The following is a 24,942-nucleotide window of genomic DNA, read 5'->3' on the forward strand; positions in this document are numbered from 1 at the left end:
TGCGGAACCGGGCGGTCCTTTCGTCTTTGTCACTATATGAATATGTTGACTGACAGTCATGACGCCGTGACCGCGGACTGGGCGGCGGCCCTGCTCGACTTCTGGTTCAATGAAGTCGGGGAAGAAGGGTGGTGGAGCCACGATGCCGCGCTCGACCGGCAATGCACCGTGCGCTTCGGCGATCTGTGGGCGGAAAAACGTGCCTTGTCCTCCGGCGAATTTCTCGAACGGGCCGACGATGCGCTGGCGGCCGTCCTGCTGTTCGACCAACTGCCCCGCAACATGTTTCGCGGGTCGGCGCAGGCCTTTGCCACCGACGGCCTCGCGCGGGACGTCGCCCGGGGGGCCATTGCCCAGGGCTATGACATACAGATTGGCGGAGCGGGCCGCCTGTTCTTCTACATGCCGTTCCAGCACAGCGAAAATTGGGACGATCAGGAATTGTCGGTGAGCCTGTTCGAAGGCGCCGGGGACGCGCGGTCGCTGGACTTCGCCCGACAGCACCGGGCCACCATCGCCCGTTTCGGCCGTTTCCCCCACCGTAACGCGCTGCTGGGACGCCGCACCCGACCCGAGGAACGGCAGGCGGCAGAACAGGGTGCCCACTGGTAGCCTGTTTCTGCCTGTTTTTTAGGCAGAGATGCCGCACTGCACATTTTTTTGGCTTCGCCTACGTAACGGTCTGAAGAGAAGCCCGCATTAACGCGTGTTTAAGAAATTGGCACGCCTCTTGCGAGTATGTCGCCGCACACCATTATCAGGGGGGCGACATGAAACTTGTCATGGCTATCATCAAGCCGTTCAAGCTTGACGATGTCCGCGAGGCTCTTTCCTCGCTGGGCATCGCCGGCATGACGGTGAGCGAAGTGAAGGGCTTCGGCCGCCAGAAGGGGCAGACCGAAATCTACCGCGGCGCCGAATATTCGACCAACATGGTTCCGAAGATCAAGATCGAGGTGGTCTGCGACGACGACCTCGCGCCGCGTGTCGTCGAAGCGACGCAGGCGGCGGCGAATTCGGGCGCCATCGGCGACGGCAAGATCTTCGTTCTCGATGTCGAGCAGGCGGTGCGCATCCGTACCGGCGAAACCGGCGAAACCGCACTGTAAGAAGGGGGAATTAATGTCCTTTTCAAAGAAACTTTGCGGCGTGATGGGGGCGGCTGGCCTGTCCCTGCTCACAGCCGCACCGGCGCTGGCCGCGCCGCTAGTCAAGGCGCCCAACGCCGCGGCCATGGCCACCATGGTCAACAAGGGCGATGTCGCCTGGATGCTCGTCTCGTCCGCTCTGGTCCTGATGATGTCCATCCCCGGCCTGGCCCTGTTCTACGGCGGCCTGGTCCGCACCAAGAATATGCTGAGCGTCCTGATGCAGGTGTTCATGATCGTTTCGGTCACGGGCCTGCTCTGGTGCTGCTACGGCTATTCCATCGCCTTCACCAGCGGCGGTGAAAACCACTTCTTCGGCGGTCTTTCCAAGGCGTTCCTGATGGGCGTCGACGGCACGACCTCCGCCGCGACGTTCAGCAACAACGTCTATCTGCCCGAACTGGTCTATGTCGTCTTCCAGATGACCTTCGCCATGATCACCCCGGCGCTGATCGTCGGTGCCTTTGCGGAGCGCGTGAAATTCTCCTCGCTGATCGTGTTCGTGGTCCTGTGGTCGACGGTCGTCTACTATCCGATCGCGCACATGGTCTGGTACTGGGCGGGCCCGGACTTCCTGGCTGACACCCCGACCGATGGCGGGTTCCTGTGGGCCATGGGCGCACTGGACTTCGCGGGCGGCACCGTCGTCCACATCAACGCGGGTATCGCCGGCCTGGTCGGCGCCCTGATGATCGGCAAGCGCGTCGGCTTCCCCAAGGAACCCATGCCGCCGCACTCGCTGACCATGACCATGATCGGCGCCAGCCTGCTGTGGGTCGGCTGGTTCGGCTTCAACGCCGGTTCCAACCTGGAGGCCAATGGCGTCACGGGCGTCGCCTTCATGAACACCATGGTCGCCACCTGCGCCGCCGCGGTCAGTTGGGCCCTCATCGAACAGATCCACCATGGCAAGGCATCGCTGCTGGGCGCTGTTACCGGTGCCGTGGCCGGTCTGGTCGCGATCACTCCGGCCTCGGGCTTCGGTGCGCCGATGACCTCGATCGTCCTGGGCTTCGCCGTTTCGCCGATCTGCTACTTCTTCGTGGCGTTCGTGAAGGGCAAGTTCGGCTATGACGACAGCCTGGACGTGTTCGGCGTGCACTGCATCGGCGGGATCTTCGGCGCCATCGCGACGGCCATCGTCGCCGACCCGGCGCTGGGTGGTCAGGGCTTCTTCGACTACACCGTCTTCCCGGCGGTCGCTGGCAAGTATGACATGGCCGCGCAGATCATCGTTCAGCTCAAGGCCGTCCTGCTGACGCTGGTCTGGTCGGGTGTCGGCAGCGCGGTGCTCTACTTCATCATCGACAAGACGATGGGTCTGCGTCCGAGCAAGGAAGCCGAAATGGAAGGTCTCGACCTCTCCAGCCACGGCGAGCGGGCCTACAACTACTGAGATTGGCAGGGCGGGCCGACACGCGAAAGGCCCGCCCGCCTCACCCTGTTCCTCCTGCGAACATTCCTGGGGACCGGTACGCAAGTGCCGGTCCTTTTTTTGGCGGAGTTCAGGACCGACTGCGGGTCCAGAGGGAAGCGGGCCTAGGCATTTCGGCGGGCCAGCGGCGGGCGCGGCCGGGAACCTGCAGGCCCGCGCGCAGCAGCCAGCCGAGCTTTTCGCCCCTGGGCGTCGCCACGCGATGGTCCCAGGCCTGTTCACCCCGGCGCGCGACTTCGCGGGCTATGCCGCCATAGATGCCCGCCGCCGCCAGCACCGCCCAGGCGGAGCGGGGCGGCAGGGCGCCAGTGCCGTGGCGGGCGCTTTGCTCATAGGCGGCCGCCATGTCCGCGAGGCGGCGGGCAAGGATGGCCAGGCGCGAGCGGACCCAGGGCTTCATATGCTCGCCGGGCGGGATATCCATTTCGACCAGCCATTCCTCGGGGAGATAGCAGCGGTCGGCGGCTTCATCCTCGCTGATGTCGCGGGCGATATTGGCGAGCTGGAAGGCGAGACCGAGGTCGCAGGCGCGGTCGAGCGTGGCCTCGTCCGCCGGATCGACGCCCATCAGGATCGCCATCATGCAGCCGACCGCGCCCGCGACATGATAGCAATAGCGCAGCATGTCGGTCTCGCTGCGGGGTCGCCATTCGCGGGCATCGAGCGCGAAGCCTTCGATCAGGTCATGGGCGTAGCGTTGCGGAATGGCGCATTCCCGCATGACCAGGCCGAAGCCGTCAAAGGCGGGATCGCCGGTCGGATCACCGTGGAGCGCCGCCCCGGTTAGGACGCGGATCGTCGAGAGGCGCGCCTGCCCGTCCGCCACCCCGCGCATCGTGCCGCCATGATCCTGGCCATCGGCTATGTCGTCGCATTTGCGGCACCAGGCATAGAGCAGCCAGGCGCGCTCCCGCGTCCGCGGGTCGAAAAGCTTCGATGCCATGGCGAAGGATTTGGAACCGCGCGCAATGCTCTCCCGGGCAAGGGCGACGAGAGCGGCGCGGTCGGGAGGAGTGTTGCTGGTCACATTCCCGACATGCCCGCCCCTTTCCTCTCCTGCAAGCGGCAGCGCCTGCCAGGATGGAACCTAGAGCATTTTCGAAGCAGGTGGCATCACCTGCTGGCTCGGAAAATGCGGAAAACAAGGACAAATAGACCATGATCCGATTCAACTCGATCGGATCATGGTCTAGAGGCGTTCCGCCTTCATGGCGAAGATGGTCTCATGCGGCTGATAGGCCGCCATCCTGTCGAGCAGCATTTCGATCGCGTTGGCATGGATCAGGATATTGGCGTGCTGCGCGCGGATGAAGCCCGCCTCGACCATCTGCTGGTTGAAGGTGATGAGCTGGTCGTAGAAACCCGCGACATTGAGCAGCCCGACCGGCTTTTGGTGGTAGCCCAGTTGCGCCCAGCTGATCGCTTCCCACAATTCGTCCATCGTGCCAACGCCGCCCGGCAGCGTCACGAAGCCGTCGGAAAGGTCGGTGAACAACTGCTTGCGCTGGTGCATGGTCTGGACGACATGCAGTTCCGTGCAGCCGCGATGGGCGACTTCGGCGCCGACCAGCGCTTCGGGAATGACGCCGATCACTTCGCCGCCCGCCTCCAGCGCGGCATCGGCGACCGCACCCATCAGCCCAAGGCGTCCGCCGCCATAGACGACGCCGATGCCGCGCCCGGCCAACACATGTCCGACATGGCGGGCGGCTTCGACATAGGCCGGATCGGCCGGGGTGGCCGAACCGCAATAGACAGCCAGTCTCTTCATGATCCCTCTTTGTTTACGCCAGATCTTCCAGCATCAGGGCGGCGGTCGCCTTGGCGCTGCCGACCACGCCGGGAATGCCCGCGCCCGGATGCGTACCCGCCCCTACCAGATAGAGGTTGGGAATGACATCGTCGCGATTATGCGCCCGGAACCACGCGCTTTGCGTCAGCAGCGGCTCCAGGCTGAAGGCGCTGCCCAGATGCGCCGACAGGTCGCGCCGGAAATCGGGCGGCGCATAATGGAACCGCGTCACGATGCGCGACCGGATGTCGGGGATCAGCCGGTGCTGGATCTCGTCCAATATGCGTTCGGCATAGGCGGGCGCGAACCGGTCCCAGTCGATCGGCAGCTTGCCCAGATGCGGCACCGGGGCGAGCGCATAGAAGGTCGAATGCCCGTCCGGCGCCATCGACGGGTCGGTCACGGTCGGGTGGTGCAGGTAGAGCGAGAAATCCTGCGGCAGCACGCCATAATCATAGATGTCGGTCAGCAACCCTTCATAGCGCGGGCCGAACAGGATCATATGGTGGGGGATGCCGGGCCAGCTTCCCCTGATGCCGAAATGCAGCACGAACAGGCTGGGCGACCAGCGCTTGCGGGCAAGCTTTTCCGCCTGCTTTTCCCCGCGCGGGTGATGGCCGATCAGGTCGCGATAGCTGTGCATCAGGTCGGCGTTGGAGGCGACCGCATCGGCCTCCCCCCGCCAGCCGGAGGCGCAGCGGACGGCCACGGCGCGGTCGCCATAGGTTTCGATCTGCACTACGGGATCGGCGAGGCGCAGCGTGCCCCCCAGCCGCTCGAAATGGGTCGCCATCGCCTGGACGAGACGGTTGGTGCCGCCCTTGGCGAACCAGACGCCGCCATCCTTCTCCAGCTTGTGGATGAGGGCGTAGATCGAACTGGTCTGGAGCGGATTGCCGCCCACCAGCAGCGTGTGGAAAGACAGCGCCTGCCGCAGCTTTTCATTTTTCACATGGGAGGAAACGATCGAATGGACGGATCGCCATGCCTGATGCTTCATCAAGGCGGGCGCGGCCCGGACCATCGAGGCGAAGTCGAGGAACGCCACCGATCCAAGCTTGCGATAGCCCTCCTCATAGACGCCGCCCGCATAGTCGAGGAAGCTTTCATAACCCGCGACATCTTCCGGATTGAGCTTGGCGATCTGGGCGCGCAGGGCCGTTTCGTCGTTGGAATAGTCGAAGTTGGTGCCGTCGCGCCAGTTGAGCCGGTAGAAGGGCGAGACGGGGACCAGGCTGACATCCTCCGCCATGTCATGGCCGGAGAGGCGCCATAGCTCGCCCAGGCAATCGGGATCGGTGATGACCGTAGGGCCGGCGTCGAAGACGAAGCCGTCCTTCTCCCACATATAGGCGCGGCCGCCGGGGCGATCGCGCGCCTCGACCAATATCGTCTCGACCCCGGCGGATTGCAGACGGATGGAGAGCGCCAGGCCGCCGAAACCGGCGCCGATGACGATCGCTTTTCTGGTCATCACTATGGCCTGCTCATCAGGCGGAAGGTCTCAACACTGCGCGCATGGCGCTCCTTATGGGCACCGGGGGCCGTCCGCACAAGATACGGATTCGATCCGTCACGGTTGACCGTCCCGCATAGAAGCGGCCGATGAGTCCGGCGTCGAGCCGGTAGAAGCGTTCGAAGATGCGCCAGCGCCGGTCGGGTTCGGCCGCCCGGAACAGCATCTTGCCGAGCAGCCGGTAATAGCCGCCCTGCCGCCAATGCCGGGCCGCCCGGGCGCGTGTCATATGGGCCAGCGCTGCCCCGTCCATCGGCCACGCGCGTTCGACGTCCAGGGCGAAGCGGATCGCGTCGGGCAGGGAATAGCCCGTCATCGGCTGGAACAGGCCCGCCCGCGCCCCGGCCCGCGCCACGGGATCATCGCTGGGCCAGAAACGCTCGAAATCCCCGCCATGGACCACCGGCAGAACGCCGCTTTCCCGATGGACGACCGCCTCGACCGGCCAGCCCCGCGCCTTAGCATAGGCGGCGATCCGGCGATCCAGCACGGGTCCGTCCAGATCGGGGCTGTCGCTATAATAGGTATCCTCGATGAAAAGCGTATGTTCGTCCCAGGGCAGGATATAGACAAAGCGATAGCCATCGACCTGCTCGACCGCCGCATCCATGATGACGGGGCGGGTCAGGCCGTGAGGGGTGCGAAGGCGCAGCGCCTGGCCCACGAATTTCTGCCAGCCGCATTGCAGCGCGGCAAGGTCGCCGCCGCCCCTTGCGTCGATCACCCCGCCAGCCCGGAAGGTGCGGCCATCGGACAGGGCGATGCTGGACGGCGTCAGGGAATGGATGGGCGTTCCCATGAGGATGCGCTCCCCCAGCATCTGCCGGGCATGAGTGTCCAGAAGCCGCGAGGTGGCACTGTTATAGGGGGTGGAGAGCAGACGCTGATGGCCCGGAAAATGCACCTCATGCCCTTGCGGCCAGCGATGGGCGATCATCGGTTCGATCAGCCAGCGATCCCCGGCCGCGACGTCGCTGTCGAAGAAGGACCAGACATGATTGCCGCCCAGCGCCTCCCCGCCCTCCACCAGCAGCAGGCGAACATCCGGTCGCCGGGCCGCGAAGGCCAGCGCGATCAGGCAGCCCGCAAGGCCGCCTCCCGCTATCGCAAGGTCGCAATCCGAAATCGTCGCCATCCTGACCTTGTTAGGGCGGTGGACCGCGAAATGCACAGATTGTTTTCATGTTCCATATAGTATAGGGGGGTACCCTATGCATATCATCGCGGATCGGGACAAGCTGTTGGCGCGGGTGCGGCGGATCGCCGGACAGATCAGCGCCGTGGAGCGGCAATTGGCGGGCGACGCCGGTTGTTCGGAAACCCTGCAACTCGTCGCGTCCGTCCGCGGGGCGGTGGGCAGCCTGATGGACGAGCTGATCGAGCAGCATATGCGGGAACATGTCGCCCGGCCCGGCATCAGCGACGATGCGCGCGAGGCCGCGGCGGAGGAAATGCTGGCGCTGATCCGGCGGTACGGGAAATGAGCATGCATGACGACCATGACCATGGCGGCTATCACCACCCCCGTGACGATCATTCCCATGAGGATCATCCCCATGAGGATCATCCCCATGAGGATCATCCCCATGGTCATGCGGCGCCCGCTGTCGGCGACGAGGATGGCGAGGAAAGCCATTATTTCGATCATATCTACCTGACTCACGGGCATGAAGAAAATGCCCGGCGGACCATGTGGGTATTGTGGCTGACCGCCGTCACCATGGTGGTGGAGATCGCCTTTGGCTGGATCACCGGATCGATGGCGCTGCTCGCCGACGGATTTCACATGGCGACCCATGCAGGCGCCATGGCCGTGGCGGCGGCGGCCTATGGCTATGCCCGGCGCCATGCCCGCAACCCGCGCTACACATTCGGCACGGGCAAGGTCGGCGACCTGTCCGGCTTTGCCTCGGCCCTGATCCTGGCCTTCACGGCCTTGTTCATAGCCGTCGAATCGGCCACGCGGCTGTTCGAACCGGTGACGGTCGCCTTTGGCGAGGCCGCTTTCGTGGCGGTCCTGGGGTTGATCATCAATCTGATCAGCGCCGTGATGCTGGGTCACGACCATAGCCATGACCACGGGCATGACGATGCGCACGGGGACGATCATGGGCATGATCATGATCGCGGGACGGGGCATGGCGACAATAATCTGCGCGCGGCCTATGTGCATGTGCTGACCGACGCGCTGACGTCCGTGCTGGCGATCGTCGCGCTGCTTGCCGGGCGCTACATGGGATGGTGGTGGTTGGACCCGGCGGTCGGCCTGCTGGGATCGGTCGTGATCGCGCAATGGGCCTGGGGGCTGATGAAGGATACGTCCGCCATTCTGCTCGATACGGCGGAACCTGCGTTGATGGCGCGGATCAAGGCGCTGGCGGAAGGGGAGGGAGCGACGATTCGCGACCTGCATGTCTGGCGCATCGGGCCGCACGCCCATGCCGCGATCATCAGCCTGGCGCCGGGCGCCAATGTCGCGGCGGTCAGGCAGGCGGTCAATGCCCTGCCCAGGATGGAGCATGTGACGGTCGAGTGCGGCTGAACGGGCACATGCCGGTCTTTCGGCTGCCGGTCTTTCGATGGACGGCGGCAGGCGCGCGATGACGGGATGTTTCTGAACCATTGCTAACGAGGGCATTCAGCAATCCGTCATCGCACATGTCCCATATCCCTCCTCACAAAGGGTTGGTGGAGATCGACATGTTCAGGAAAATGATTGCAACGGTTTCGGTGGCCAGCGCCGCCATCATGGGCATCGCCGCGGGCACGCCTGCCCTGGCGCAGAGCAATTACCATTATAGCGAACGCTATGAGGGCGATGATGGCAGCTATTATCGCAGCGAAACCTACCGCAACGACGACGGCTATTATGACCGTGGCTATCGCGACTATGATCGCCGCCCGGTCGAATATCGCGACGAATATATCCGCGAACGGCCCCGCCCCTATCGCACACACGCCTATAGCGAGCGCTGCACGTCCGGGACGACCGGCGCGCTGGTGGGCGGCGTTCTGGGCGGCCTGCTGGGCCGGGAGATCGGCCGCGGCGGACGGTGGGACCGGCCAAGCACGACCGGTCTGATCCTGGGCGCCGGTGCGGGCGCACTGGCTGGACGCGAGGTCGAGCGCAGCGACTGCCGCTGAAGCGCGAAAACTGACAGATGGAAGGCGGCGGGTCGCATGAGCGGCGCGCCGCCTTTGCCATGGGCGGCGCAGCAAAATGATAGCCGGGCCACCGATACTGATCCAGGTTTATTGACTCGACTCTGTCGCATCCTTCAGCTTCCACGACCGGAATGCGGTAAAAAAAATCGCACCCAGGAGAGGATGCCCATGGACGCTGCCAACCCGGCCGGAGGAAAGTCTTTTCATGCTCTCCTGATGGAGTGTTTTGCCGAGCAGCGTTCTCCTACCGAAGAGGAGCTTGACTCGATCGCCTCCAAAATCTGGCGGGAAAGCCATGGTTCGATGACGGGCCAGGCATGGCAGGATGTCGCGCGCGGCAGCGACGCCCATATGCAGATGATCCATGCCGCCATGGCCGCGCTGGGCGTGGACCGGCAAGCCGCCTGATCCTCCTCAGAGTACCTGTGCCGCTGCCCAGCCGCTGGCCCAGGCCCATTGGAAATTATAGCCGCCCAGCCAGCCGGTGACGTCGACCGCTTCGCCGATCGCGTGGAAGCCGGGAATATGGCGCGATTCGAGGGTCCGGGAGGAAAGATCGGCGGTCGAAATGCCGCCGATGGTGACCTCCGCCTTAGCGAAACCCTCCGTGCCATTGGGGGTAAAGCGCCATCCGGCAAGTTGGCGTTCGGCCTCCTGCAGCTTGCGGTCGGGCAGGTTGCCGAGGTCGCCGGGCAGAGCGAGGCGTTCGGCCAGGACGTCGGCCAGGCGATCCGGCAGATGCACGCGCAACAGGGCCGCCAGCGTGGCGCGCGGCCGGGCGCGCTTCGTCTCGGTCAGCCAGTGGCCAGGCAGATCCGGCAGGAAATCGAGGTCGATCGCCTCGCCATGACGCCAATAGGAGGAGATTTGCAGGATCGCCGGACCCGAAAGGCCCTTGTGCGTGAGCAGGGCGGCTTCGCGAAAGGCGGTCTTGCCGTGGCGGGCGACGACTTCGGTGGAAACGCCGGAGAGGGAACGGAACAGCAGATCCTCGCCGCCCAAGGTCAGGGGGACAAGGGCGGGGCGCGGTTCGACGATCTTGTGGCCGAACCGGCGCGCCAGATCATAGGCGAAGCCGGTGGCGCCGATTTTCGGGATGGAGGGGCCGCCCGTCGCGACGACGAGCGCGGGGGCCGAGGCGGTCCTGTCGCCATGAGCGACGCGGTAGCGGCCATCGACATGGCCGACGTCGGCGATCGCGTCGCCAAGCCGGATGGTCACCCCGCCCGCCTCGCATTCGGCCAGCAGCATCTCCACGATCTGCCGGGCGCTGCGGTCGCAGAAAAGCTGGCCCAGCGTCTTTTCATGCCAGGCGATGCCATGGCGCTCGACCAGGGCCAGGAAATCGCCGGGCGTGTAGCGGCCGAGCGCCGACTTGGCGAAATGGGGATTGGCCGACAGATAACGGTCCGGCGCGGTATGGATATTGGTGAAGTTGCAGCGGCCGCCGCCGGAGATGAGGATCTTCTTTCCCGGCTGATCGGCATGGTCGATGACGAGGACGCGCCTGCCCCGCTGGCCGGCAGTGGCCGCGCACATCAGTCCCGCACCGCCAGCGCCCAGGACGATGGCGTCGTAGCTTTCGGTACGGCCGGACAAGATCAGCCCGCGGCCAGCGCGTCCATGATCTGGCGGACAGGGGTGACGTCATAGCCCGCCGAGGCGGCCTGCTCGGTCAGCGCGGCCGGATGATCCCCGGCGCGGGCGCGGGTCAGGGCCCAGAGCAGCGTGCTGCGGGTGCCGGAGCGGCAATAGGCCAGCACCTTGCCCTCCCCCGCACCGTCGAGCGCGGCGGCCATGCCGTCGAGCTGCCAGGGAGCAAAGCCGCCATGGGCCACGGGAACGGCGGCGTAGGCGATGCCCGCCGCCTTCGCCGCGGCCTCGATCTCCGCGCCGTTGGTCTGGCCCGGTTCCTCGTCGTCGGGGCGGTTGTTGACGATCATGGTCACGCCCAGCGCCTTTGCTTCCGCCACCTGATCGACGCCGATCTGGGGGGATACATAGATGCTTTTGGTGAGCTGGCGGAACATGGGTCAAAACTCCTTCTTGGGCGCTGCCATGCGCTTGTGGAGCGCGCGATTCAAGGGGGATTGGTGGCGGGGATCAGGCGAAGGGCCGGATCGCCGCGAGGAAGGCATCGCCATAGGCGTCGAGCTTGCGCTGCCCGACACCGCTGATGTGTCCCAGTTCGGTCAGGCTGGTCGGGCGCTGTTCCGCCATTTCCCGCAGCGTCGAATCATGGAAGATGACATAGGGCGGCACGCCCGCCTCCTGCGCCAGTTCGCGGCGGCAGGCGCGCAGCGCGTCGAACAGCGGATCGCCCACCGGATTTTCAGCAGCGCCGGCGCGGGCCGTGCGGCGGCCCTGCCTGCGCGGCGGCAGGACAAGGCTGACCTCCTCCTCCCCGCGCAGGATCGGCCGGGCATTGGGGCCCAGTTCAAGGCCACCATGTTCGGTGGTCTGCAAGGCGTCGCGCACCAGCAGGGCGCGGGACACCGGCCGCAACAGCGCCGTCTCCTCTCCGTCGACGATGCCATAGACGGAGATACGGTCATGGCCCCGTTCGCGAATCTTGTCGGTGACCGCGCCTGTCAGGACCGATTCGATATGGCCGGCGCCGAAGCTCTGGCCGGTGCGATAAACCGCCGAGAGGAATTTGCGCGCCGTCTGGGTGGCATCGATGCTGGCGGGAGGATGGAGGCAATTGTCGCAATTGCCGCAGGTCGCTGGCGGATTCTCCCCGAAATGGCGCAGCAATATCGCGCGGCGGCAGGTGCCGGTTTCGACCAGCGCGCCCAGCGCCGAAATGCGGGTCCGTTCCCCCTGCTGGCGGGCGGGGTCGAGTTCGGAAATGCGCATCCGGGCGCGGGCGAAATCCTCCGCGCCCCAGAAGAGGTGGGCCTCCGCCGGTTCGCCGTCGCGCCCGGCGCGGCCGGATTCCTGATAATAGCCTTCGATCGACTTGGGCAGCCCGGCATGGGCGACGAAGCGGACATCCGGCTTGTCGATGCCCATGCCGAAGGCGATGGTGGCGACCATCACCATATCCTCGCTGGCGATGAAGGCGGCCTGGTTGTCGGCCCGGACCCGCGGATCGAGACCGGCATGATAGGCGCGGGTCGGACGGCCGGTGCGGGAAAGGGTTTCGGCCAGCTTCTCCGTCGCCGCGCGGGTGGGCGCATAGACGATGCCGGGCCCCTGGCTGCTGGCGATCAGGTCGGAAAGCTGGCGGGCGAGGCCGTCGCGCGGGCGGACGGCGTAGCGGATATTGGGCCGGTCGAAGCCCGCAATGACCAGTCCTTCGCGCGGAATGCCGAGCTGGACCAGAATATCGTCGCGGGTATGGGCATCGGCCGTGGCGGTGAGCGCAAGGCGCGGCACGCCGGGAAATTCGTCGAGCAGCGGACGCAGCAGGCGATAGTCGGGACGGAAATCATGGCCCCATTCGGAAACGCAATGGGCTTCGTCTATGGCGAACAACCCGATTTTCGCGGCGCGCAGCAGGTTGCGGAAGCCTTCGCCACTGGCGCGTTCGGGCGCGACATAGAGCAGGTCCAGTTCGCTGTTGCGCAGCCGGTCCTGGGTTTCCCGCCAGTCCGCGTCGACGCTGGTCAGGCTTGCGGCCCGGATGCCGACGGCCTGCGCGGCGCGCAGCTGGTCGTGCATGAGCGCGATCAGCGGTGAGACGACGACGCAGCATCCCTCCAGCGCGACCGCCGGAAGCTGGTAGCAAAGCGACTTGCCCGCGCCGGTCGGCATGATCGCCAGCGTCGGCTGGCCGGCCATGATGCGGCCGACGACCCGTTCCTGCACCCCCCGGAAAGCGGGAAAGCCGAAGACATCGTGCAACAGGGTCGGAATGTCGGGATGCATGAGAGCGGCTCTAACGGGACAATCGGTGGAGGACTAGGGCCATCAGGCGCTAGGGTTCCAGCAGACAGCCCCAGCCGGCGCGATAATGGGCCGTGCGGGACGCGAGCAGCGGGACGGCCGCACTGACCGACTGCGATTCCGGGAGGTCCTTCAGGGAGACCGCCCACATGCCGGGTTCCTTGTCTCCCCTGCAACTGTCCATCGACCGCCCCTCGACATAGCGGCAGGAGCAGGTGATCCGCGCGCCGAATGCCGCCCCGACCTGGGCATGGGCCCGCAGGGCGCTGAAATTCCACGCGAACAGCAATATTACGGCGGTCGCGGCCGCTGCCCCCGCATATATCCATCTCGATCGGCCGGACATGCTTCCCCTTCGCACGCATCATGCAGTGTTCGCCGCCGCATTCCCCGTTCGGCGGACTATTTCGTCCGCGCCGGAAATGCTCTAGGCGGCGGCTTATGAGGCTTGAGCGGAAAAGCGTAAAGCGCCTTGGCGCGGCGGGCGGCATTTTGGCGATGCTGGCGGCGGCGGGCCTGTGGACGGTACGCGCCGCCGCGCCCGAACCCCCGGCCCATATCGCGGGCGATGCGGACGTCGATGCCGCCGCCCTGCGCGCGGCGATCGATCCCCTGTTCGATGGCAAGGCGGGCGAGACGCGCGCGCTGATCGTCATGCATGACGGGGAGATGGTGGCGGAACGCTATGCCCCCGGCTTCGGACCACGGACCAAATTGCTGTCCTGGTCGATCGGCAAGAGCGTCACGGCGGTGCTGATCGGGCTGATGGTGGCGGACGGACGGCTGGCGCTGGATTCGCCGGTGCCGGTCCCGGCCTGGAGCCAGCCGGGCGATCCCAGGGGCAGGATCACGCTGCGGCAGTTGCTTGCGATGACATCGGGCCTCGACCATGCGGAGGATTCCGAACCGCTGGCGCAGGCGGATACGGTGCGGATGCTGTTCACCGACGGGGCGCAGAATATGGGCGCCTTTGCCGAGGCGAAACCGCTCGCCCACCGGCCGGGTTCGGTCTTTTCCTATTCGACCGGCAACAGCATGATTCTGACCGATCTCATGACGCGGATGCTGACCAGCAGCGACGATCCCGACGTGCGGCGGCGGGCCATGCAGATGTTCGTCGACGGGCGGTTGAAGATTCCGGCGCGCCTGCAAAGCCTGACCGTCGAATATGATGCGGCCGGAACGATGATCGGCGGCAGTTTCCTGCATATGACGGCGCGGGACTATGCCCGCTTCGGCGAACTGCTGCGCAACCAAGGGCGCGGGGTTGCGGGGCACCAGATCGTGCCCGAAAAGTGGATCGACTATATGCGCACGCCCTCTCCGCGCAACGCGGCCTATGGCGCGCATCTCTGGCTCAACAGGGATAGCGGGGAAAGCGCGCTGATGCCGGGCCGGGCGCCCGGCAGCCTGTTCGGCTGCGTCGGGCATGACGGCCAATATATCCTCGTTTCGCCCGCCCAGAGGCTGACCGTGGTGCGGCTGGGCATGTCCCCGGCCAAGGAAGAACGGGAGGCGGTGAAGGACGCGCTGGCGAAGCTGGTGGGGCTGTTCCCCCGCTAGAGCATTTTCCAGGCAGGTGGCATCACCTGCTGGCTCGGAAAATGCGGAAAACAAGGACAAATAGACCATGATCCGATTCAACTCGATCGGATCATGGTCTAGAGCAGGAAACTGCCCTCTATCACCGTGCGGCAGGCGCCGGTCAGCATCACCCGCCCTTCCGAAAGGCGGCAGCCCAGGCGGCCGCCACGGGCCGAAGCCTGCCAGGCGCTGAATTTCGTCCTGCCGAGGCGCGGCGCCCAGAAGGGGGTCAGCAGGCAATGGGCCGAACCGGTGACCGGGTCTTCATCGATACCGGCGCCGGGAACGAAGACCCGGCTGACGATATCGCTGTCATCCCCCGGCGCGGTGGCGATCAGCATGATGTCGCCCAGAGCCTTGAGCGCCGCGAAATCGGGTTTCAGGGCACGCACCGCCGCCGCATCGGGAAAGAGGAACAGGCTATAGCCGCCATCGCGCCAATGCGATTCGACGGGATGGCCGCCCAGGCCCGCCGCCAGATCGGGCAAGGGGCGCGGCTCCATCGACCATGCAGGCAATGACAGGGTGTAGCCGTCGCGGTCCCGCGAGACGGTGAGCACGCCGGCATCGCGCGTACGGAAACGAACCGCGATGTTGCCGCCGATCAGCACATGGCCGCTCGCCAGCGTGGCATGGCCGCACAGCTTGACCTCCACGGCGGGCGTGAACCAGCGCAGGGCATAGTCCGCCTCCGGATCATCAGGCGTGGGCACGGTGAAGGCGGTTTCGGAGAGATTGTTTTCCGCCGCGATCCTCTGAAGCGTCGCATCGTCCAGCCATTGGCCAAGCGGCATCACGGCGGCAGGATTGCCGGTGAACGGGGCGTCGGCGAAGGCGTCGACCTGGGTGAAGGGCAGGCTGGTCATGGGCGGTCCTTTTCGGCTTTGACGCCATCATGCTGTCGCGAGGGGCGGCTTTACAGGGCCGCTTCGCCGGAAATGGTCTGCGCCGCCCGAAGCAGAATCGGCCAGGCAACACCCGCGGCGTGGCAATGGGATCCATGGTCGGTCAATTACCGATCGGGCGTCGTGGGGAGGTGGAAACGAAATGGGCCAGCCATGGTTGCATGGCTGGCCCGTGTTCGCGGCTGAAGGGGACGTTTTGACCGCCAATCCATGCTGAACCCGAAGGTTGCAGAGGAATGGCGCTCCCCAGGCTTACGCACTGCCGCTCGCCCTCCCGCGGGCGATCTGTGACAATGATGTTACCGCAGATTGAGCGAGTCGTCTCGACAGAATCGCGTCTTTACCGAAATTAAGGCTCGATTCGGCGCTTTCAGTCGTCGCCGCACTGGGCCCGGTGGAGAAGTTTCTGATCCGCCAGTACCAGCGCCATCATCGCCTCCACCACCGGCACGCCGCGAATGCCGACGCAGGGGTCGTGCCGCCCCCGGGTGATGATGTCCGATGCAGCGCCTTCGCGTGTGACGGTTTCGACCGGGATCAGGATAGAGCTGGTCGGCTTGAAGGCTATGCGGACCTTGACCGGCTGGCCGGTGGAGATGCCGCCCGCTATGCCCCCGGCATGATTGGCGAGGAAGACGGGCTTGCCGTCATTGCCCGGCCGCATGGGATCGGCATTCTGCTCGCCGCGCAGGCGGGCGGCGGCGAAGCCATCGCCGATCTCCACGCCCTTGACCGCGTTGATGCTCATCATCGCGGCGGCCAGTTCGCTGTCGAGCTTGGCATAGAGCGGCGCGCCCCAGCCCGCGGGAACGCCACTCGCCACGCACTCGACCACCGCGCCGAGCGAGGAGCCGTCCTTGCGCGCATCATCCACCAGCTTTTCCCAGCGCTTCGCGGCCTGCGGATCGGGGCAGAAGAAGGGGTTGTTGTCGATCTCGCCCGCATCGAAGCGGGCAAGGTCGATCGCGTCGCCGCCAATCTCGCTGACATAGGCGAAGATGTCGACATCGGGGATGACGAGCCGCGCGACGGCGCCGGCGGCCACGCGGGAGGCCGTCTCGCGGGCGGAGGAGCGGCCGCCGCCGCGATAGTCGCGAAAGCCATATTTGGCGTCATAGGCATAGTCGGCATGGCCGGGGCGATAGGCCTTGGCAACGTCGCCATAATCCTTGGAGCGCTGGTCGGTATTCTCGATCATCAGGCTGATCGGGGTGCCGGTGGTCCGCCCCTCGAACACGCCGGAGAGGATGCGCACCTCGTCCGCTTCCCGGCGCTGGGTCGTGAATTTCGACGTGCCGGGCTTGCGCTTGTCCAGCAAGGGCTGGATGTCGGCTTCGCTCAGGGGCAGGCCGGGAGGGCAGCCGTCGACAACCGCGCCGATGGCGGGCCCATGGGACTCGCCCCAGGTCGAGAAGCGGAAGACGCGGCCGAAGGTGTTGAAGCTCATATGTCCTGCCTTTTGGATGAGGTGATTGCCCTCACCCTCCCGCCGCTTCGCGCCGGGCCCTGCCCTCCCCCCGGCGGGAGAGGGTCTCGTTACTTCTCCAGCGCGATGTCCGGCGCATCCTCGGCCTTCATGCCGATGACGTTGTAGCCCGCGTCGACATGGTGGACTTCGCCCGTCACCCCTGCCGCGAGATCGGACAAGAGATAGAGGCCTGCGCCGCCCACATCCTCGATCGTCACGTTGCGGCGAAGCGGGCTGTTCAGCTCGTTCCACTTCATGATGTAGCGGAAGTCGCCGATGCCGCTGGCCGCGAGCGTCTTGATCGGCCCGGCCGAGATCGCGTTGACGCGGATATTTTCCGGTCCCAGATCCATCGCCAGATATTTGACGCTGGTTTCCAGCGCCGCCTTGGCCACGCCCATGACGTTATAATGCGGGATCACCTTTTCCGCGCCATAATAGCTCAGGGTCAGCAGGCTGCCGCCCTCTGGCATCAGTTCGCGCGCGCGCTTGGCGACGGCGACGAAGCTGTAGGCGGAGATGTTCATCGTCAGCAGGAAATTTTCCAGGCTGGTGTCGACATATTTGCCGCGCAGCTCATTCTTGTCGGAAAAGCCGATGGCGTGGACCACGAAGTCCAGCTTCCCCCACTTCGCCTTCAACTCGTCGAAAGCGGCGTCCAGCTTGTCCATGTCGGACACGTCGCAATCGATCAGCAGGTCCGAACCCAGTTCCGCCGCCAGCGGCCGGACCCGCTTGGCCAGCGCCTCGCCCTGATAGGAGAAGGCCAGTTCCGCGCCCTGCGCATGCAGCGCCTTCGAAATACCCCAGGCCAGCGACTTGTCGTTCGCCAGACCCATGATCAGACCGCGTTTTCCCGCCATCAAGCCTGTCATTCCGTCGTTCCATTCCCTTTATCGGCCTGCGCGGCGGCTTGGGCTTCCTCTTCCGGGAATTCCGCCAGCGCCGCATTCAATTCCGCGCCAATTACCACGCCAAGCCCGACTAGGAAGAAAAAAATCAGCGTAATCATCACGCCGGCCAGGCTGCCATAGGTGCGGTCATAGCCGCCCAGCAGCGAAAGGGTGGGCGGAAGCAGCAGGGTGACGCCATACCACCACAATGTCGTGGCGATCGCGCCCGGCCATTTGGGGAAGCGCGGGTCCTTGTAGAGGCTGGGGGTGAGGGAGACGTAGAGATAGTAGAGCGCCACGCCCAATATCGCCATCGGCACCATCTTGGTCAGGCTGACGATCTGGATCGCGTCATCGGCAAAGGGCAGGATATTGTGCAGGAACTGGTCCACACCAGTGATGATGACCTGCAGGGAAAAGGCGAACATCACCGCGAACACGCTGATCAGCGTGATGCCGATGGCGGTCAGGCGATAATGCCAGAAGGGACGCGTGCTCTTGGTGCCGTAGGCGCGGCGCAATATGTCCCTGATCGTCTCTATGAGGCTGCCGACCGTCCAGAGGCCCACCAGACCGCCCAGCCAGAGCAGCGGTCCGGTGCGGGCATGGAGGACGTCATGGATCGGCTGACGCACCACGTCGGCGACGCCCCGCGGCACATTTTCCAGAAAGGCATTGACCGCGGCGAGGCCGTCCTGCGACCGGCCGAAGATGCTGGCCACCGCCGCCGCCACGATGAAGAAGGGGAACAACGTCATCAGCGACAGATAGGCGAGGTTCCCCGCATGGATGAAGCCGTCGCTATAGGTGCCGACGGCCACCCGCTTCATGATTTCAAAGGCATGACTGCCCGGCCGCACACGGTCGAGATGGCGGTTGAGCTGGGCGCGGGCCTCTTCCGTGATGTGTTTGCGGCGGGATTCGGGTGACAGGGGAGACGGTTGCGGCATCCTCCCCTAACCCCTCAAACGCCCAGATGGGTCCGCACGGCGCGGCTGTCGTGCCAGCCCTCGACGAGCGCCTGGATCGCCGGATCCTGGGCGGGCACATCGATCAACAGGGTGACGAGCTGGTCGCCGCGCTGGCCGCCCTTGCCATGGAAACCCCGGCCGCGCAGGCGCAGCGTCTTGCCGGAGGTCGCGCCGGCGGGGACGCCCAGCATCACCGGGCCATCGACCGTGGGCACCTTGACCTTCGCGCCCTTCACCGCTTCATCGAGCGTGATCGGCAGGTCGAGCAGCACATTGTCGCCGTCGCGGGTGAAGAAGGCATGCGGCTTGATCTCGATCGTCACGATGGCGTCGCCCGCACCGGCGGGTCCGGGCTGGCCCTTGCCCGACAGGCGCATCTGCGTGCCGGTCTCGACGCCTGCGGACAGTTTGAGGTCGATGGTCTTGCCGTCCTGCAGCGTGATCCGCTGCGGGGCCAGGGTCGCCGCGTCGACGAACTGGACGGCCAGGCGATAGGAGACATTGGCGCCCTTTTGCGGCGGGGCGCCGCGACCGAAGCCGCCAAAGCCTCCGCCGCCGCCCGCGCGCCGCCCGCCGCCGAACAGCCCTTCGAAAATATCGCCGAAATCCGCGCCGCCCTCGTTGAACTCGAAACCGCCGCCCTGTCCCGGATGGCCGCGAAAACCGCCACTGCCTCCGCCGAAGCCGAAGGGCGCGGTGGGGTTGCCTTCACCGTCAATCTCGCCACGGTCGAACCGGGCGCGCTTGTCCTTGTCCGACAGCAGGTCATAGGCGCTGGTGACGGCGGAGAATTTCTCCGCGGCCTTGGGATTATCCTTGTTGCGGTCGGGGTGCAGTTCCTTGGCGAGCTTCCGGTAGGCGGACTTGATCTCTGCCTCGCTCGCGCCGCGCGCGACGCCCAATGTGGAGTAGGGATCAGCAGCCATCGCCGGTAACATGTCCTTTTGCTTGAAAAACCCGTTGGACGCATGGGCTGAATGCCATCCGTCCTGGCCCTATGTGGCGAAAGCGGCGGGATGGTTCAAGCGTGGGAAAGCCTTATCGACATGGCTTTATCCGCCGCGTAAACCGGCACGCATGACCGATCCCTTTGCCCTGTTCGACGCCTGGTACGCCGAGGCGCGGGAAACCGAACCCAATGACAGCAACGCCATGGCGCTGGCCACGGCCGATGCGCGCGGGCGTCCTTCGCTGCGCATGGTGCTGCTGAAGGGACATGGGCCGGACGGCTTCATCTTCTACACCAATTTCGAGGGGCGCAAGGCGGCCGAGCTGCTGGAAAATCCCCATGCTGCGCTGCTGTTCCACTGGAAATCGCTGCGGCGCCAGATCCGGATCGAGGGGCCGGTGGGCGCTGTGGACGATGCCATCGCAGACACCTATTTCGCGACGCGCAGCCGCGACAGCCAGTTGGGCGCATGGGCATCGGACCAGTCGCGTCCGCTGGAATCGCGGGATGTCTTCATGGCCCGCTATGAGGAAGTCAGCCTGCGGTTCGCGGGCGGCCCCGTGCCCCGCCCGCCGCACTGGTCGGGCTTTCGCGTCGATCCCGAGCGCATCGAATTCTGGCAGGACCGCGAGCATCGCCTGCATGAGCGCCGGCTGTTCGAACGGACGGAGGCGGGCTGGCGCGAGGGGCTGCTCTACCCCTGAAGCTCGTCGTCCCGGCGCGGCCGCTGGAAAAGGCGGCGCGGAATCTGTGCTCTCATTCGTCTAACGCGATGACAGCCCGGCGCAGCTCGATTGCGGGCGCTTCGGGTGCCTGTTAGGTGTAGCCGCCATACGGGACCGGAACAGTTATGCAGCGCGGCAAACGCGGCGGTTAAAGGAACAAGATGCGAAATCGACTGACGGCGTTCATCCTTGCGGGCATGGTTCTGGGGGTGATCGTGGGCTTCGCCACCAATATGTGGGTGGGTGGCGACAAGGGCCTGGCGAAGGATGTGGCGGGCTATTATCATCTGCTGGCCGACATCTTCCTGCATCTGATCAAGATGATCATCGCGCCGCTGGTCTTCTCCACACTGGTCGCGGGCATTGCCCATATGGGCGACAGCGCGGCGCTGGGGCGGATCGGCGGGCGCGCGCTCGCCTGGTTCATCATCGCCAGCCTGATTTCGCTGACGCTGGGCCTGATCTTCGTCAATTTCTTCGCGCCCGGCGAAGGATTGAACCTGGTCCGGTCGGGCGCGGACAGCGGCGTCAGCACCGAGGCGCTCAACTTCCGCGACTTCATCCTGCATGTGTTCCCGACCTCCATGGTCGGGGCGATGGCGGAAAATTCGATCCTGCAGATCGTCGTCTTTTCCCTGTTCGTCGGCGTGGCACTGACCGCCATCGGGGAAAAGGGCAAGCCCATCGTCACCGTGATCGAGGCGATGGTCGAGCTGATGCTGCAGGTGACGGGCTATGTCATGCGGGTCGCCCCCTTCGCCGTGTTCGGGGCGCTGGCGTCGGTGGTGACGACCGAAGGGCTGGGCGTGCTCAAGACCTTCGGCGAACTGGTGGGCGAATTCTACCTGTCGCTGCTCGCGCTGTGGCTGCTGCTGTTCGCGGCGGGATCGATCTTCCTCGGCAAGCGGATGGTGAAGCTGGTCCGCTATGTGCGCGAACCGATCCTGATCGCCTTTTCCACCGCCTCGTCCGAAGCCGCTTACCCGAAGATGCTGGAGCAGCTCGACCGGTTCGGCGTACCGCGCCGCATCTACAGCTTCGTGCTGCCGCTGGGCTATTCGTTCAATCTGGACGGGTCGATGATGTATTCGACCTTCGCGACGATCTTCATCGCCCAGGCCTATGGCATCGACCTGCCGATTGCGACGCAGATCACCATCCTCCTCGTCCTGATGGTGACCAGCAAGGGTATCGCCGCCGTGCCGCGCGCGTCGCTGGTGGTGGTCGCCGCGACGCTGGGCCAGTTCGACCTGCCGGTGGAGGGCGTGGCCTTCATCCTCGCGGTCGACCATTTCATGGACATGGGCCGCACCGCCACCAACGTGCTGGGCAATGCCATCGCCACATCCGTCATCACCAAATGGGAAGGGATGCTGGAGGTCGAGGAACCCGAATATGTGGCCCATCCCAAGGCACCCGCCCACACGCCCGCGCATGGCCGCGCCGGGCTGGAACTGGCGTCGGACATGGTGGACGACGAGCGGCAGGGCTGATCCGTTACCAGAGGATGCCCCTGACCGGCTGGACCGGCGGGGGCGCTTCGTCACCGATGGATTGCAGCAGGTCGATCTCGATCGTCCGGCACATCGCCGCCAGCGGCACGTCATGGACCGCATTGGCGAAGGGATCGACCAGGTCGTCCCCGATGCGCAGCACCGCCAGGAACATGAGGCCGGCCACGGTCGATCCCAGCGGGGTCGCGAAACCCAGCGTCTCCACCAGCCCGATCGGCAACAGCAGGCAGAAGAGATGGGTGAAGAAGGTCGGCAGGAAGCGATACTGGATCGGCAGCGGCGTGTTCTTGAGCCGCTCCATTCCGCCCTGGGCATTGGCGATGTCGACTAGCACCCGCTCCATCTGGGTCTGCTGGATAGTGTCGATCCAGCCTTCCCGCCGGGCAAGGTCGATGCGGCGGCCGGTGCTGTCGAGCAGGCCGTTGGCCGGGTTGGCGCGGGCGAGCGCAAGGCCCCTGTCCCTTTCCTGCAGGAAGGACGTGACCGTTTCGTCGATCGGCTGGCGGCGCAGTTGCAGGCGCAGCGCGTTCACATAGGCGATCTGGCGCTTGATGATTTCGCGCTTCAGATCCTTCGCCTCCGGATCGGGCAGGAAATTGCGGGTGGCGCGGGCCAGGCTGCGCGAGGCATTGATCATCGCGCCCCACAGGATGCGCCCCTCCCACCAGCGCTGGTAGGAGGAGTTGCTGCGAAAGCCGAGGAACAGCGCCAGCGCCGAACCGAAGAGGGTGAGCGGCAGCGACGGCGCCTTGAAGGGCAGCCCATAATAGGTCACCGTCACCGCGCAGTCCCAGATGAAGAGCAGGGCCAGAGGTTTCCACACTTCGGCGGCGAGCGTGCGCATGTTGGGAACGGCGTTGACGATCATGCGGGTCTCCTGAAGGACTGGACGGCGCCAACGTCCGGTGGTCGCGATATGTCCGGTCCGTTGCAATAAAATATCCCTGTCGTAATGAAACCCTGCAAGGATAGGGTCGGGCGGCGGTTGCGGCGATCGCCCGGTGCAGTGCGGAACGGAGGCGGGGGCGTGAGGCGAGGACCGAAGCGGATGACAGCCGGGGTCGTGGCATTGACCGCGGCGGCCGGGCTGGCGATCCAGTTCCATGCGACATTCGACCAGAGCGGATCGGTGGGCGGGACATTGTGGGTTCTGGCGCGCTATTTCACCATATGGACCAACGCGGCGGTGGCGCTGGCCTTCGCCGGAGTGGCGCTGGGCGCGCGGGTGACGGCGCGGCGGATCGGCGGGGTGACGATGGCGATCCTGCTGGTCGGCGTGGTCTACGGCCTGTTGCTGCGCGGGCTGATGAGCCTGAGCGGAGGCGCGGTGCTGGCCGATCTGCTGCTGCACAAGCTGGTGCCGGTGCTGGCGGTGCTCTGGTGGATCGCCTGCGCGCCCAAGGGCAAGCTGCGCCGGAGCGATCCGCTATGGTGGGCGGTGTTTCCGGGAGCCTATCTGCCCTATGCGCTGCTGCGCGGGGCGATGGAGGGGACATATGCCTATCCCTTCATCAATGTCGCCAGGCTGGGGATCGGGCAGGTTCTGCTGAACGCGCTGACGATCGCGGCAGGCTTCCTGATCGCGGGCTATGCGCTGCTGTGGATGGACCGGCTGCTGGGCCGCGGGGTGCGGCGGGGTTGATGCGTTCCAGCGCTTCGCCGCCGTGGTCCGTCATGCCATCCTGCAGGATTTGGGTGACATAGGTGACACGATGGAGGGGCATGGAAACCGCCATTCCCGGGGCCCGCTATCCAGCGGATCATGTCGGATTTTCAAAGAGCCGGGCCATGGCTTAGCGCGGAGGGGCGACGATAGGACAGGGAAAAGTGAGGGGCGGGTTGAAGGCCCGCGATCCTGTAGATCGCACCCCCTCACCCAGCTACGACCAGGCAGCAAGCTGCCATCCGCATCGCCAGGGCATTTTCGAAGCAGGCGGCATCAGCTGCTGGCTCGGAAAATGCGGAAAACCAAATACGAAAGGAGCATGTCCTCATCCGGCTTTCCGGACAGCCTCGGCCCAATAGACGAGATTGCGCGCGAAGCTGGCAAAGCCGCGTTCGAGTGCGGCGCCGCCTTCGCCATGGGGGCGGGATTCGGCGTCGAGCGTGTCGCCGATCTGGCCGACGCCGAGGCGGTCGGGGATGACGGTCATGCCCATGGCGTTCAGCGTCACCGTCCAGTTGGCATGGCTGTTCACACCGGCATAGCGGCCCATGGAATAGCTCGCCACGCCCGCGGGGCGGCGGTCGAATTCCTTGAGGAAATGGTCGGTGAGATTCTTGAGGCCCGGCTGGACGCCGCGATTATATTCGCCCGCGACGAAGACGAAGGCATCGGCGGCGGTGAGCCTTTCCGCCAGCGCCGCCATGGCGGCGGGCGCCTCGCCAGGCGGATAGTCGCTGTAGCGCAGGTCGAGCATGGGAAGACCGACGGCCCTGGCGTCGATCAGTTCGGCCTTGTGGCCCAGGGCCTGGAAGCCGCCGACCAGATAATCGGCCAGCCGGATGCCAAGGCGGCCGCGCCGGTAGGAGCCGTAAAGGACGAGGATATCGAGCGCCATGGGGGCCTTCCTTGAAGGGGAAGGCAAGTGTCGCACCCCCAAGAGGCGCCGTCCAGTGCCTCAAGCTGCTGCCCGTTCCCATGACGGCAGGAAGATGGTTGCACGCCCGGGACGGGGCTCCTGCCTGCGCGGGAGCACCATCATTTCAGCGCGGCTATCGCAGCTTCGCGATGCTCAGTCCGTCCTGCTTGGCGCGGGCCTTCACCGATTCCTCGCTGCGGGTCAGAGCCTTGGCGATGGCTTTCAGCGCCATGCCCTTCTTCGCCAGCGTGTGGAGCTTTTGCAGCTCATCCGCCGTCCAGGGCTGCTTGTGGCGCTCGAATCGTTTGTCAGTCATGGCAGGAGCATGGGTGGATATTCAGTTCAGGGCGAGGCGAAAATGCCGGGTTTCGAGAACCGGCGCGCAGCGTGCTTCCGGCACGTGA

27 protein-coding genes are annotated in these 24,942 nt (G+C 65.5%); 11 read left to right on the forward strand and 16 right to left on the reverse strand.

Annotation, left to right across the window (positions count from 1 at the left end; all coding sequences use genetic code 11):
• Positions 1-36: 36 nt before the first annotated feature.
• From MJ601_RS09685 to MJ601_RS09695, 3 genes are all read left to right on the forward strand, one after another.
• Complete coding sequence (locus tag MJ601_RS09685; protein WP_242125756.1) at positions 37-612, forward strand: DUF924 family protein; 576 nt, start codon at positions 37-39, stop codon at positions 610-612.
• 158 nt (positions 613-770) lie between these two features.
• Complete coding sequence (locus MJ601_RS09690; protein WP_013847864.1) at positions 771-1,109, forward strand: P-II family nitrogen regulator; 339 nt, start codon at positions 771-773, stop codon at positions 1,107-1,109.
• 13 nt (positions 1,110-1,122) lie between these two features.
• The gene (locus tag MJ601_RS09695; protein ID WP_242125758.1) at positions 1,123-2,544 is read left to right on the forward strand and encodes an ammonium transporter; all 1,422 of its coding nucleotides are present in this window, start codon (positions 1,123-1,125) and stop codon (positions 2,542-2,544) included.
• Positions 2,545-2,653: 109 nt separating this feature from the next.
• Here the strand turns inward: MJ601_RS09695 and MJ601_RS09700 are convergent, their stop codons facing one another.
• The 4 genes from MJ601_RS09700 to crtY all read right to left on the reverse strand — a co-directional run bounded on the left by MJ601_RS09700 (position 2,654) and on the right by crtY (position 7,026).
• The gene (locus MJ601_RS09700) at positions 2,654-3,553 is read right to left on the reverse strand and encodes a phytoene/squalene synthase family protein (protein WP_348635568.1); all 900 of its coding nucleotides are present in this window, start codon (positions 3,551-3,553) and stop codon (positions 2,654-2,656) included.
• Positions 3,554-3,772: 219 nt separating this feature from the next.
• Positions 3,773-4,354: an LOG family protein gene (locus MJ601_RS09705; protein WP_242125760.1), complete on the reverse strand. Its 582-nt coding sequence runs from the start codon at positions 4,352-4,354 to the stop codon at positions 3,773-3,775.
• 13 nt (positions 4,355-4,367) lie between these two features.
• A complete protein-coding gene (locus MJ601_RS09710) occupies positions 4,368-5,849 on the reverse strand; it encodes a phytoene desaturase (protein ID WP_242125762.1) in 1,482 nt (493 codons plus the stop codon).
• A gap of 16 nt (positions 5,850-5,865) precedes the next feature.
• Positions 5,866-7,026, reverse strand: a complete 1,161-nt coding sequence (crtY, locus tag MJ601_RS09715) for a lycopene beta-cyclase CrtY (RefSeq protein ID WP_242125764.1) — start codon at positions 7,024-7,026, stop codon at positions 5,866-5,868.
• 76 nt (positions 7,027-7,102) lie between these two features.
• Between crtY and MJ601_RS09720 the strand changes: the two genes are divergently transcribed.
• The 4 genes from MJ601_RS09720 to MJ601_RS09735 all read left to right on the forward strand — a co-directional run bounded on the left by MJ601_RS09720 (position 7,103) and on the right by MJ601_RS09735 (position 9,464).
• Positions 7,103-7,375 carry a metal/formaldehyde-sensitive transcriptional repressor gene (locus MJ601_RS09720; RefSeq protein ID WP_242125766.1) on the forward strand — a complete coding sequence of 91 codons (273 nt, stop codon included), beginning with the start codon at positions 7,103-7,105 and terminating at the stop codon, positions 7,373-7,375.
• Positions 7,372-8,433, forward strand: coding sequence for a CDF family Co(II)/Ni(II) efflux transporter DmeF (gene dmeF / locus MJ601_RS09725; protein ID WP_242125768.1), 1,062 nt, complete (start codon positions 7,372-7,374; stop codon positions 8,431-8,433). Before MJ601_RS09720 ends, dmeF begins: the two co-directional genes overlap by 4 nt.
• Positions 8,434-8,591: 158 nt before the next feature.
• On the forward strand, positions 8,592-9,035 hold the full coding sequence (locus MJ601_RS09730; RefSeq protein ID WP_242125770.1) for a glycine zipper 2TM domain-containing protein: 444 nt from the start codon (positions 8,592-8,594) through the stop codon (positions 9,033-9,035).
• Between the two features lie 36 nt (positions 9,036-9,071).
• Entirely contained in the window at positions 9,072-9,464 is a 393-nt protein-coding gene (locus tag MJ601_RS09735; RefSeq protein ID WP_242125772.1) for a hypothetical protein, read from the forward strand.
• Between the two features lie 6 nt (positions 9,465-9,470).
• On the opposite strand, the gene MJ601_RS09740 is transcribed toward MJ601_RS09735, so the two are convergent.
• The 4 genes from MJ601_RS09740 to MJ601_RS09755 all read right to left on the reverse strand — a co-directional run bounded on the left by MJ601_RS09740 (position 9,471) and on the right by MJ601_RS09755 (position 13,293).
• Entirely contained in the window at positions 9,471-10,655 is a 1,185-nt protein-coding gene (locus MJ601_RS09740) for a BaiN/RdsA family NAD(P)/FAD-dependent oxidoreductase (RefSeq protein WP_242125774.1), read from the reverse strand.
• Between the two features lie 2 nt (positions 10,656-10,657).
• Complete coding sequence (locus MJ601_RS09745; protein ID WP_242125776.1) at positions 10,658-11,086, reverse strand: TIGR01244 family sulfur transferase; 429 nt, start codon at positions 11,084-11,086, stop codon at positions 10,658-10,660.
• A 73-nt stretch (positions 11,087-11,159) separates the two neighbouring features.
• Positions 11,160-12,929 (reverse strand): DNA helicase RecQ, encoded by a 1,770-nt coding sequence (recQ, locus tag MJ601_RS09750; RefSeq protein ID WP_242125778.1) that lies wholly within the window; start codon positions 12,927-12,929, stop codon positions 11,160-11,162.
• 49 nt (positions 12,930-12,978) lie between these two features.
• The gene (locus MJ601_RS09755) at positions 12,979-13,293 is read right to left on the reverse strand and encodes a hypothetical protein (protein ID WP_242125780.1); all 315 of its coding nucleotides are present in this window, start codon (positions 13,291-13,293) and stop codon (positions 12,979-12,981) included.
• A 95-nt stretch (positions 13,294-13,388) separates the two neighbouring features.
• Here MJ601_RS09755 and MJ601_RS09760 point away from each other — a divergent pair, with 95 nt between their 5' ends.
• Entirely contained in the window at positions 13,389-14,510 is a 1,122-nt protein-coding gene (locus tag MJ601_RS09760; protein WP_242125782.1) for a serine hydrolase domain-containing protein, read from the forward strand.
• Between the two features lie 98 nt (positions 14,511-14,608).
• On the opposite strand, the gene MJ601_RS09765 is transcribed toward MJ601_RS09760, so the two are convergent.
• From MJ601_RS09765 to MJ601_RS09785, 5 genes are all read right to left on the reverse strand, one after another.
• On the reverse strand, positions 14,609-15,397 hold the full coding sequence (locus tag MJ601_RS09765) for a PhzF family phenazine biosynthesis protein (RefSeq protein WP_242125784.1): 789 nt from the start codon (positions 15,395-15,397) through the stop codon (positions 14,609-14,611).
• 409 nt (positions 15,398-15,806) lie between these two features.
• On the reverse strand, positions 15,807-16,883 hold the full coding sequence (gene aroC / locus MJ601_RS09770) for a chorismate synthase (protein ID WP_242125786.1): 1,077 nt from the start codon (positions 16,881-16,883) through the stop codon (positions 15,807-15,809).
• 89 nt (positions 16,884-16,972) lie between these two features.
• On the reverse strand, positions 16,973-17,779 hold the full coding sequence (fabI, locus tag MJ601_RS09775; protein ID WP_242125788.1) for an enoyl-ACP reductase FabI: 807 nt from the start codon (positions 17,777-17,779) through the stop codon (positions 16,973-16,975).
• On the reverse strand, positions 17,776-18,747 hold the full coding sequence (locus tag MJ601_RS09780) for a YihY/virulence factor BrkB family protein (protein ID WP_242125790.1): 972 nt from the start codon (positions 18,745-18,747) through the stop codon (positions 17,776-17,778). Before MJ601_RS09780 ends, fabI begins: the two co-directional genes overlap by 4 nt.
• A gap of 14 nt (positions 18,748-18,761) precedes the next feature.
• Positions 18,762-19,694 carry a DnaJ C-terminal domain-containing protein gene (locus MJ601_RS09785; RefSeq protein WP_242125792.1) on the reverse strand — a complete coding sequence of 311 codons (933 nt, stop codon included), beginning with the start codon at positions 19,692-19,694 and terminating at the stop codon, positions 18,762-18,764.
• Positions 19,695-19,845: 151 nt separating this feature from the next.
• On the opposite strand from MJ601_RS09785, the gene pdxH reads away from it, so the two are divergent.
• Together pdxH and MJ601_RS09795 are read left to right on the forward strand one after the other, a co-directional pair.
• Positions 19,846-20,421 (forward strand): pyridoxamine 5'-phosphate oxidase, encoded by a 576-nt coding sequence (pdxH, locus tag MJ601_RS09790; protein ID WP_242125794.1) that lies wholly within the window; start codon positions 19,846-19,848, stop codon positions 20,419-20,421.
• Between the two features lie 182 nt (positions 20,422-20,603).
• Positions 20,604-21,935 (forward strand): dicarboxylate/amino acid:cation symporter, encoded by a 1,332-nt coding sequence (locus MJ601_RS09795; protein ID WP_242125796.1) that lies wholly within the window; start codon positions 20,604-20,606, stop codon positions 21,933-21,935.
• A 4-nt stretch (positions 21,936-21,939) separates the two neighbouring features.
• Here MJ601_RS09795 and MJ601_RS09800 read toward each other — a convergent pair whose 3' ends face one another.
• A complete protein-coding gene (locus MJ601_RS09800; protein ID WP_242125798.1) occupies positions 21,940-22,824 on the reverse strand; it encodes a bestrophin family protein in 885 nt (294 codons plus the stop codon).
• 180 nt (positions 22,825-23,004) lie between these two features.
• Between MJ601_RS09800 and MJ601_RS09805 the strand changes: the two genes are divergently transcribed.
• On the forward strand, positions 23,005-23,598 hold the full coding sequence (locus MJ601_RS09805) for a Pr6Pr family membrane protein (RefSeq protein WP_242125801.1): 594 nt from the start codon (positions 23,005-23,007) through the stop codon (positions 23,596-23,598).
• A 349-nt stretch (positions 23,599-23,947) separates the two neighbouring features.
• Here the strand turns inward: MJ601_RS09805 and MJ601_RS09810 are convergent, their stop codons facing one another.
• Positions 23,948-24,517, reverse strand: coding sequence for an NADPH-dependent FMN reductase (locus MJ601_RS09810; protein ID WP_242125803.1), 570 nt, complete (start codon positions 24,515-24,517; stop codon positions 23,948-23,950).
• A 154-nt stretch (positions 24,518-24,671) separates the two neighbouring features.
• Positions 24,672-24,854, reverse strand: a complete 183-nt coding sequence (locus tag MJ601_RS09815) for a hypothetical protein (protein ID WP_021239778.1) — start codon at positions 24,852-24,854, stop codon at positions 24,672-24,674.
• Positions 24,855-24,942 lie beyond the last annotated feature (88 nt).

Source organism: Sphingobium trunci (assembly GCF_022664535.1).
In the GTDB taxonomy this organism is placed as follows: domain Bacteria; phylum Pseudomonadota; class Alphaproteobacteria; order Sphingomonadales; family Sphingomonadaceae; genus Sphingobium.

Coding starts and splice junctions, on each gene's coding strand:
- aroC (WP_242125786.1), bottom strand. CDS start 16,883: ATGAGCTTCAACACCTTCGGCCGCGTCTTCCGCTTCTCGACCTGGGGC.
- pdxH (WP_242125794.1), top strand. CDS start 19,846: ATGACCGATCCCTTTGCCCTGTTCGACGCCTGGTACGCCGAGGCGCGG.
- recQ (WP_242125778.1), bottom strand. CDS start 12,929: ATGCATCCCGACATTCCGACCCTGTTGCACGATGTCTTCGGCTTTCCC.
- MJ601_RS09735 (WP_242125772.1), top strand. CDS start 9,072: ATGAGCGGCGCGCCGCCTTTGCCATGGGCGGCGCAGCAAAATGATAGC.
- MJ601_RS09690 (WP_013847864.1), top strand. CDS start 771: ATGAAACTTGTCATGGCTATCATCAAGCCGTTCAAGCTTGACGATGTC.
- fabI (WP_242125788.1), bottom strand. CDS start 17,779: ATGACAGGCTTGATGGCGGGAAAACGCGGTCTGATCATGGGTCTGGCG.
- MJ601_RS09810 (WP_242125803.1), bottom strand. CDS start 24,517: ATGGCGCTCGATATCCTCGTCCTTTACGGCTCCTACCGGCGCGGCCGC.
- MJ601_RS09755 (WP_242125780.1), bottom strand. CDS start 13,293: ATGTCCGGCCGATCGAGATGGATATATGCGGGGGCAGCGGCCGCGACC.
- MJ601_RS09805 (WP_242125801.1), top strand. CDS start 23,005: ATGACAGCCGGGGTCGTGGCATTGACCGCGGCGGCCGGGCTGGCGATC.
- MJ601_RS09720 (WP_242125766.1), top strand. CDS start 7,103: ATGCATATCATCGCGGATCGGGACAAGCTGTTGGCGCGGGTGCGGCGG.
- MJ601_RS09795 (WP_242125796.1), top strand. CDS start 20,604: ATGCGAAATCGACTGACGGCGTTCATCCTTGCGGGCATGGTTCTGGGG.
- MJ601_RS09745 (WP_242125776.1), bottom strand. CDS start 11,086: ATGTTCCGCCAGCTCACCAAAAGCATCTATGTATCCCCCCAGATCGGC.
- MJ601_RS09760 (WP_242125782.1), top strand. CDS start 13,389: ATGAGGCTTGAGCGGAAAAGCGTAAAGCGCCTTGGCGCGGCGGGCGGC.
- MJ601_RS09685 (WP_242125756.1), top strand. CDS start 37: ATGAATATGTTGACTGACAGTCATGACGCCGTGACCGCGGACTGGGCG.
- MJ601_RS09730 (WP_242125770.1), top strand. CDS start 8,592: ATGTTCAGGAAAATGATTGCAACGGTTTCGGTGGCCAGCGCCGCCATC.
- MJ601_RS09710 (WP_242125762.1), bottom strand. CDS start 5,849: ATGACCAGAAAAGCGATCGTCATCGGCGCCGGTTTCGGCGGCCTGGCG.
- MJ601_RS09815 (WP_021239778.1), bottom strand. CDS start 24,854: ATGACTGACAAACGATTCGAGCGCCACAAGCAGCCCTGGACGGCGGAT.
- MJ601_RS09785 (WP_242125792.1), bottom strand. CDS start 19,694: ATGGCTGCTGATCCCTACTCCACATTGGGCGTCGCGCGCGGCGCGAGC.
- dmeF (WP_242125768.1), top strand. CDS start 7,372: ATGAGCATGCATGACGACCATGACCATGGCGGCTATCACCACCCCCGT.
- crtY (WP_242125764.1), bottom strand. CDS start 7,026: ATGGCGACGATTTCGGATTGCGACCTTGCGATAGCGGGAGGCGGCCTT.
- MJ601_RS09800 (WP_242125798.1), bottom strand. CDS start 22,824: ATGATCGTCAACGCCGTTCCCAACATGCGCACGCTCGCCGCCGAAGTG.
- MJ601_RS09780 (WP_242125790.1), bottom strand. CDS start 18,747: ATGCCGCAACCGTCTCCCCTGTCACCCGAATCCCGCCGCAAACACATC.
- MJ601_RS09695 (WP_242125758.1), top strand. CDS start 1,123: ATGTCCTTTTCAAAGAAACTTTGCGGCGTGATGGGGGCGGCTGGCCTG.
- MJ601_RS09705 (WP_242125760.1), bottom strand. CDS start 4,354: ATGAAGAGACTGGCTGTCTATTGCGGTTCGGCCACCCCGGCCGATCCG.
- MJ601_RS09765 (WP_242125784.1), bottom strand. CDS start 15,397: ATGACCAGCCTGCCCTTCACCCAGGTCGACGCCTTCGCCGACGCCCCG.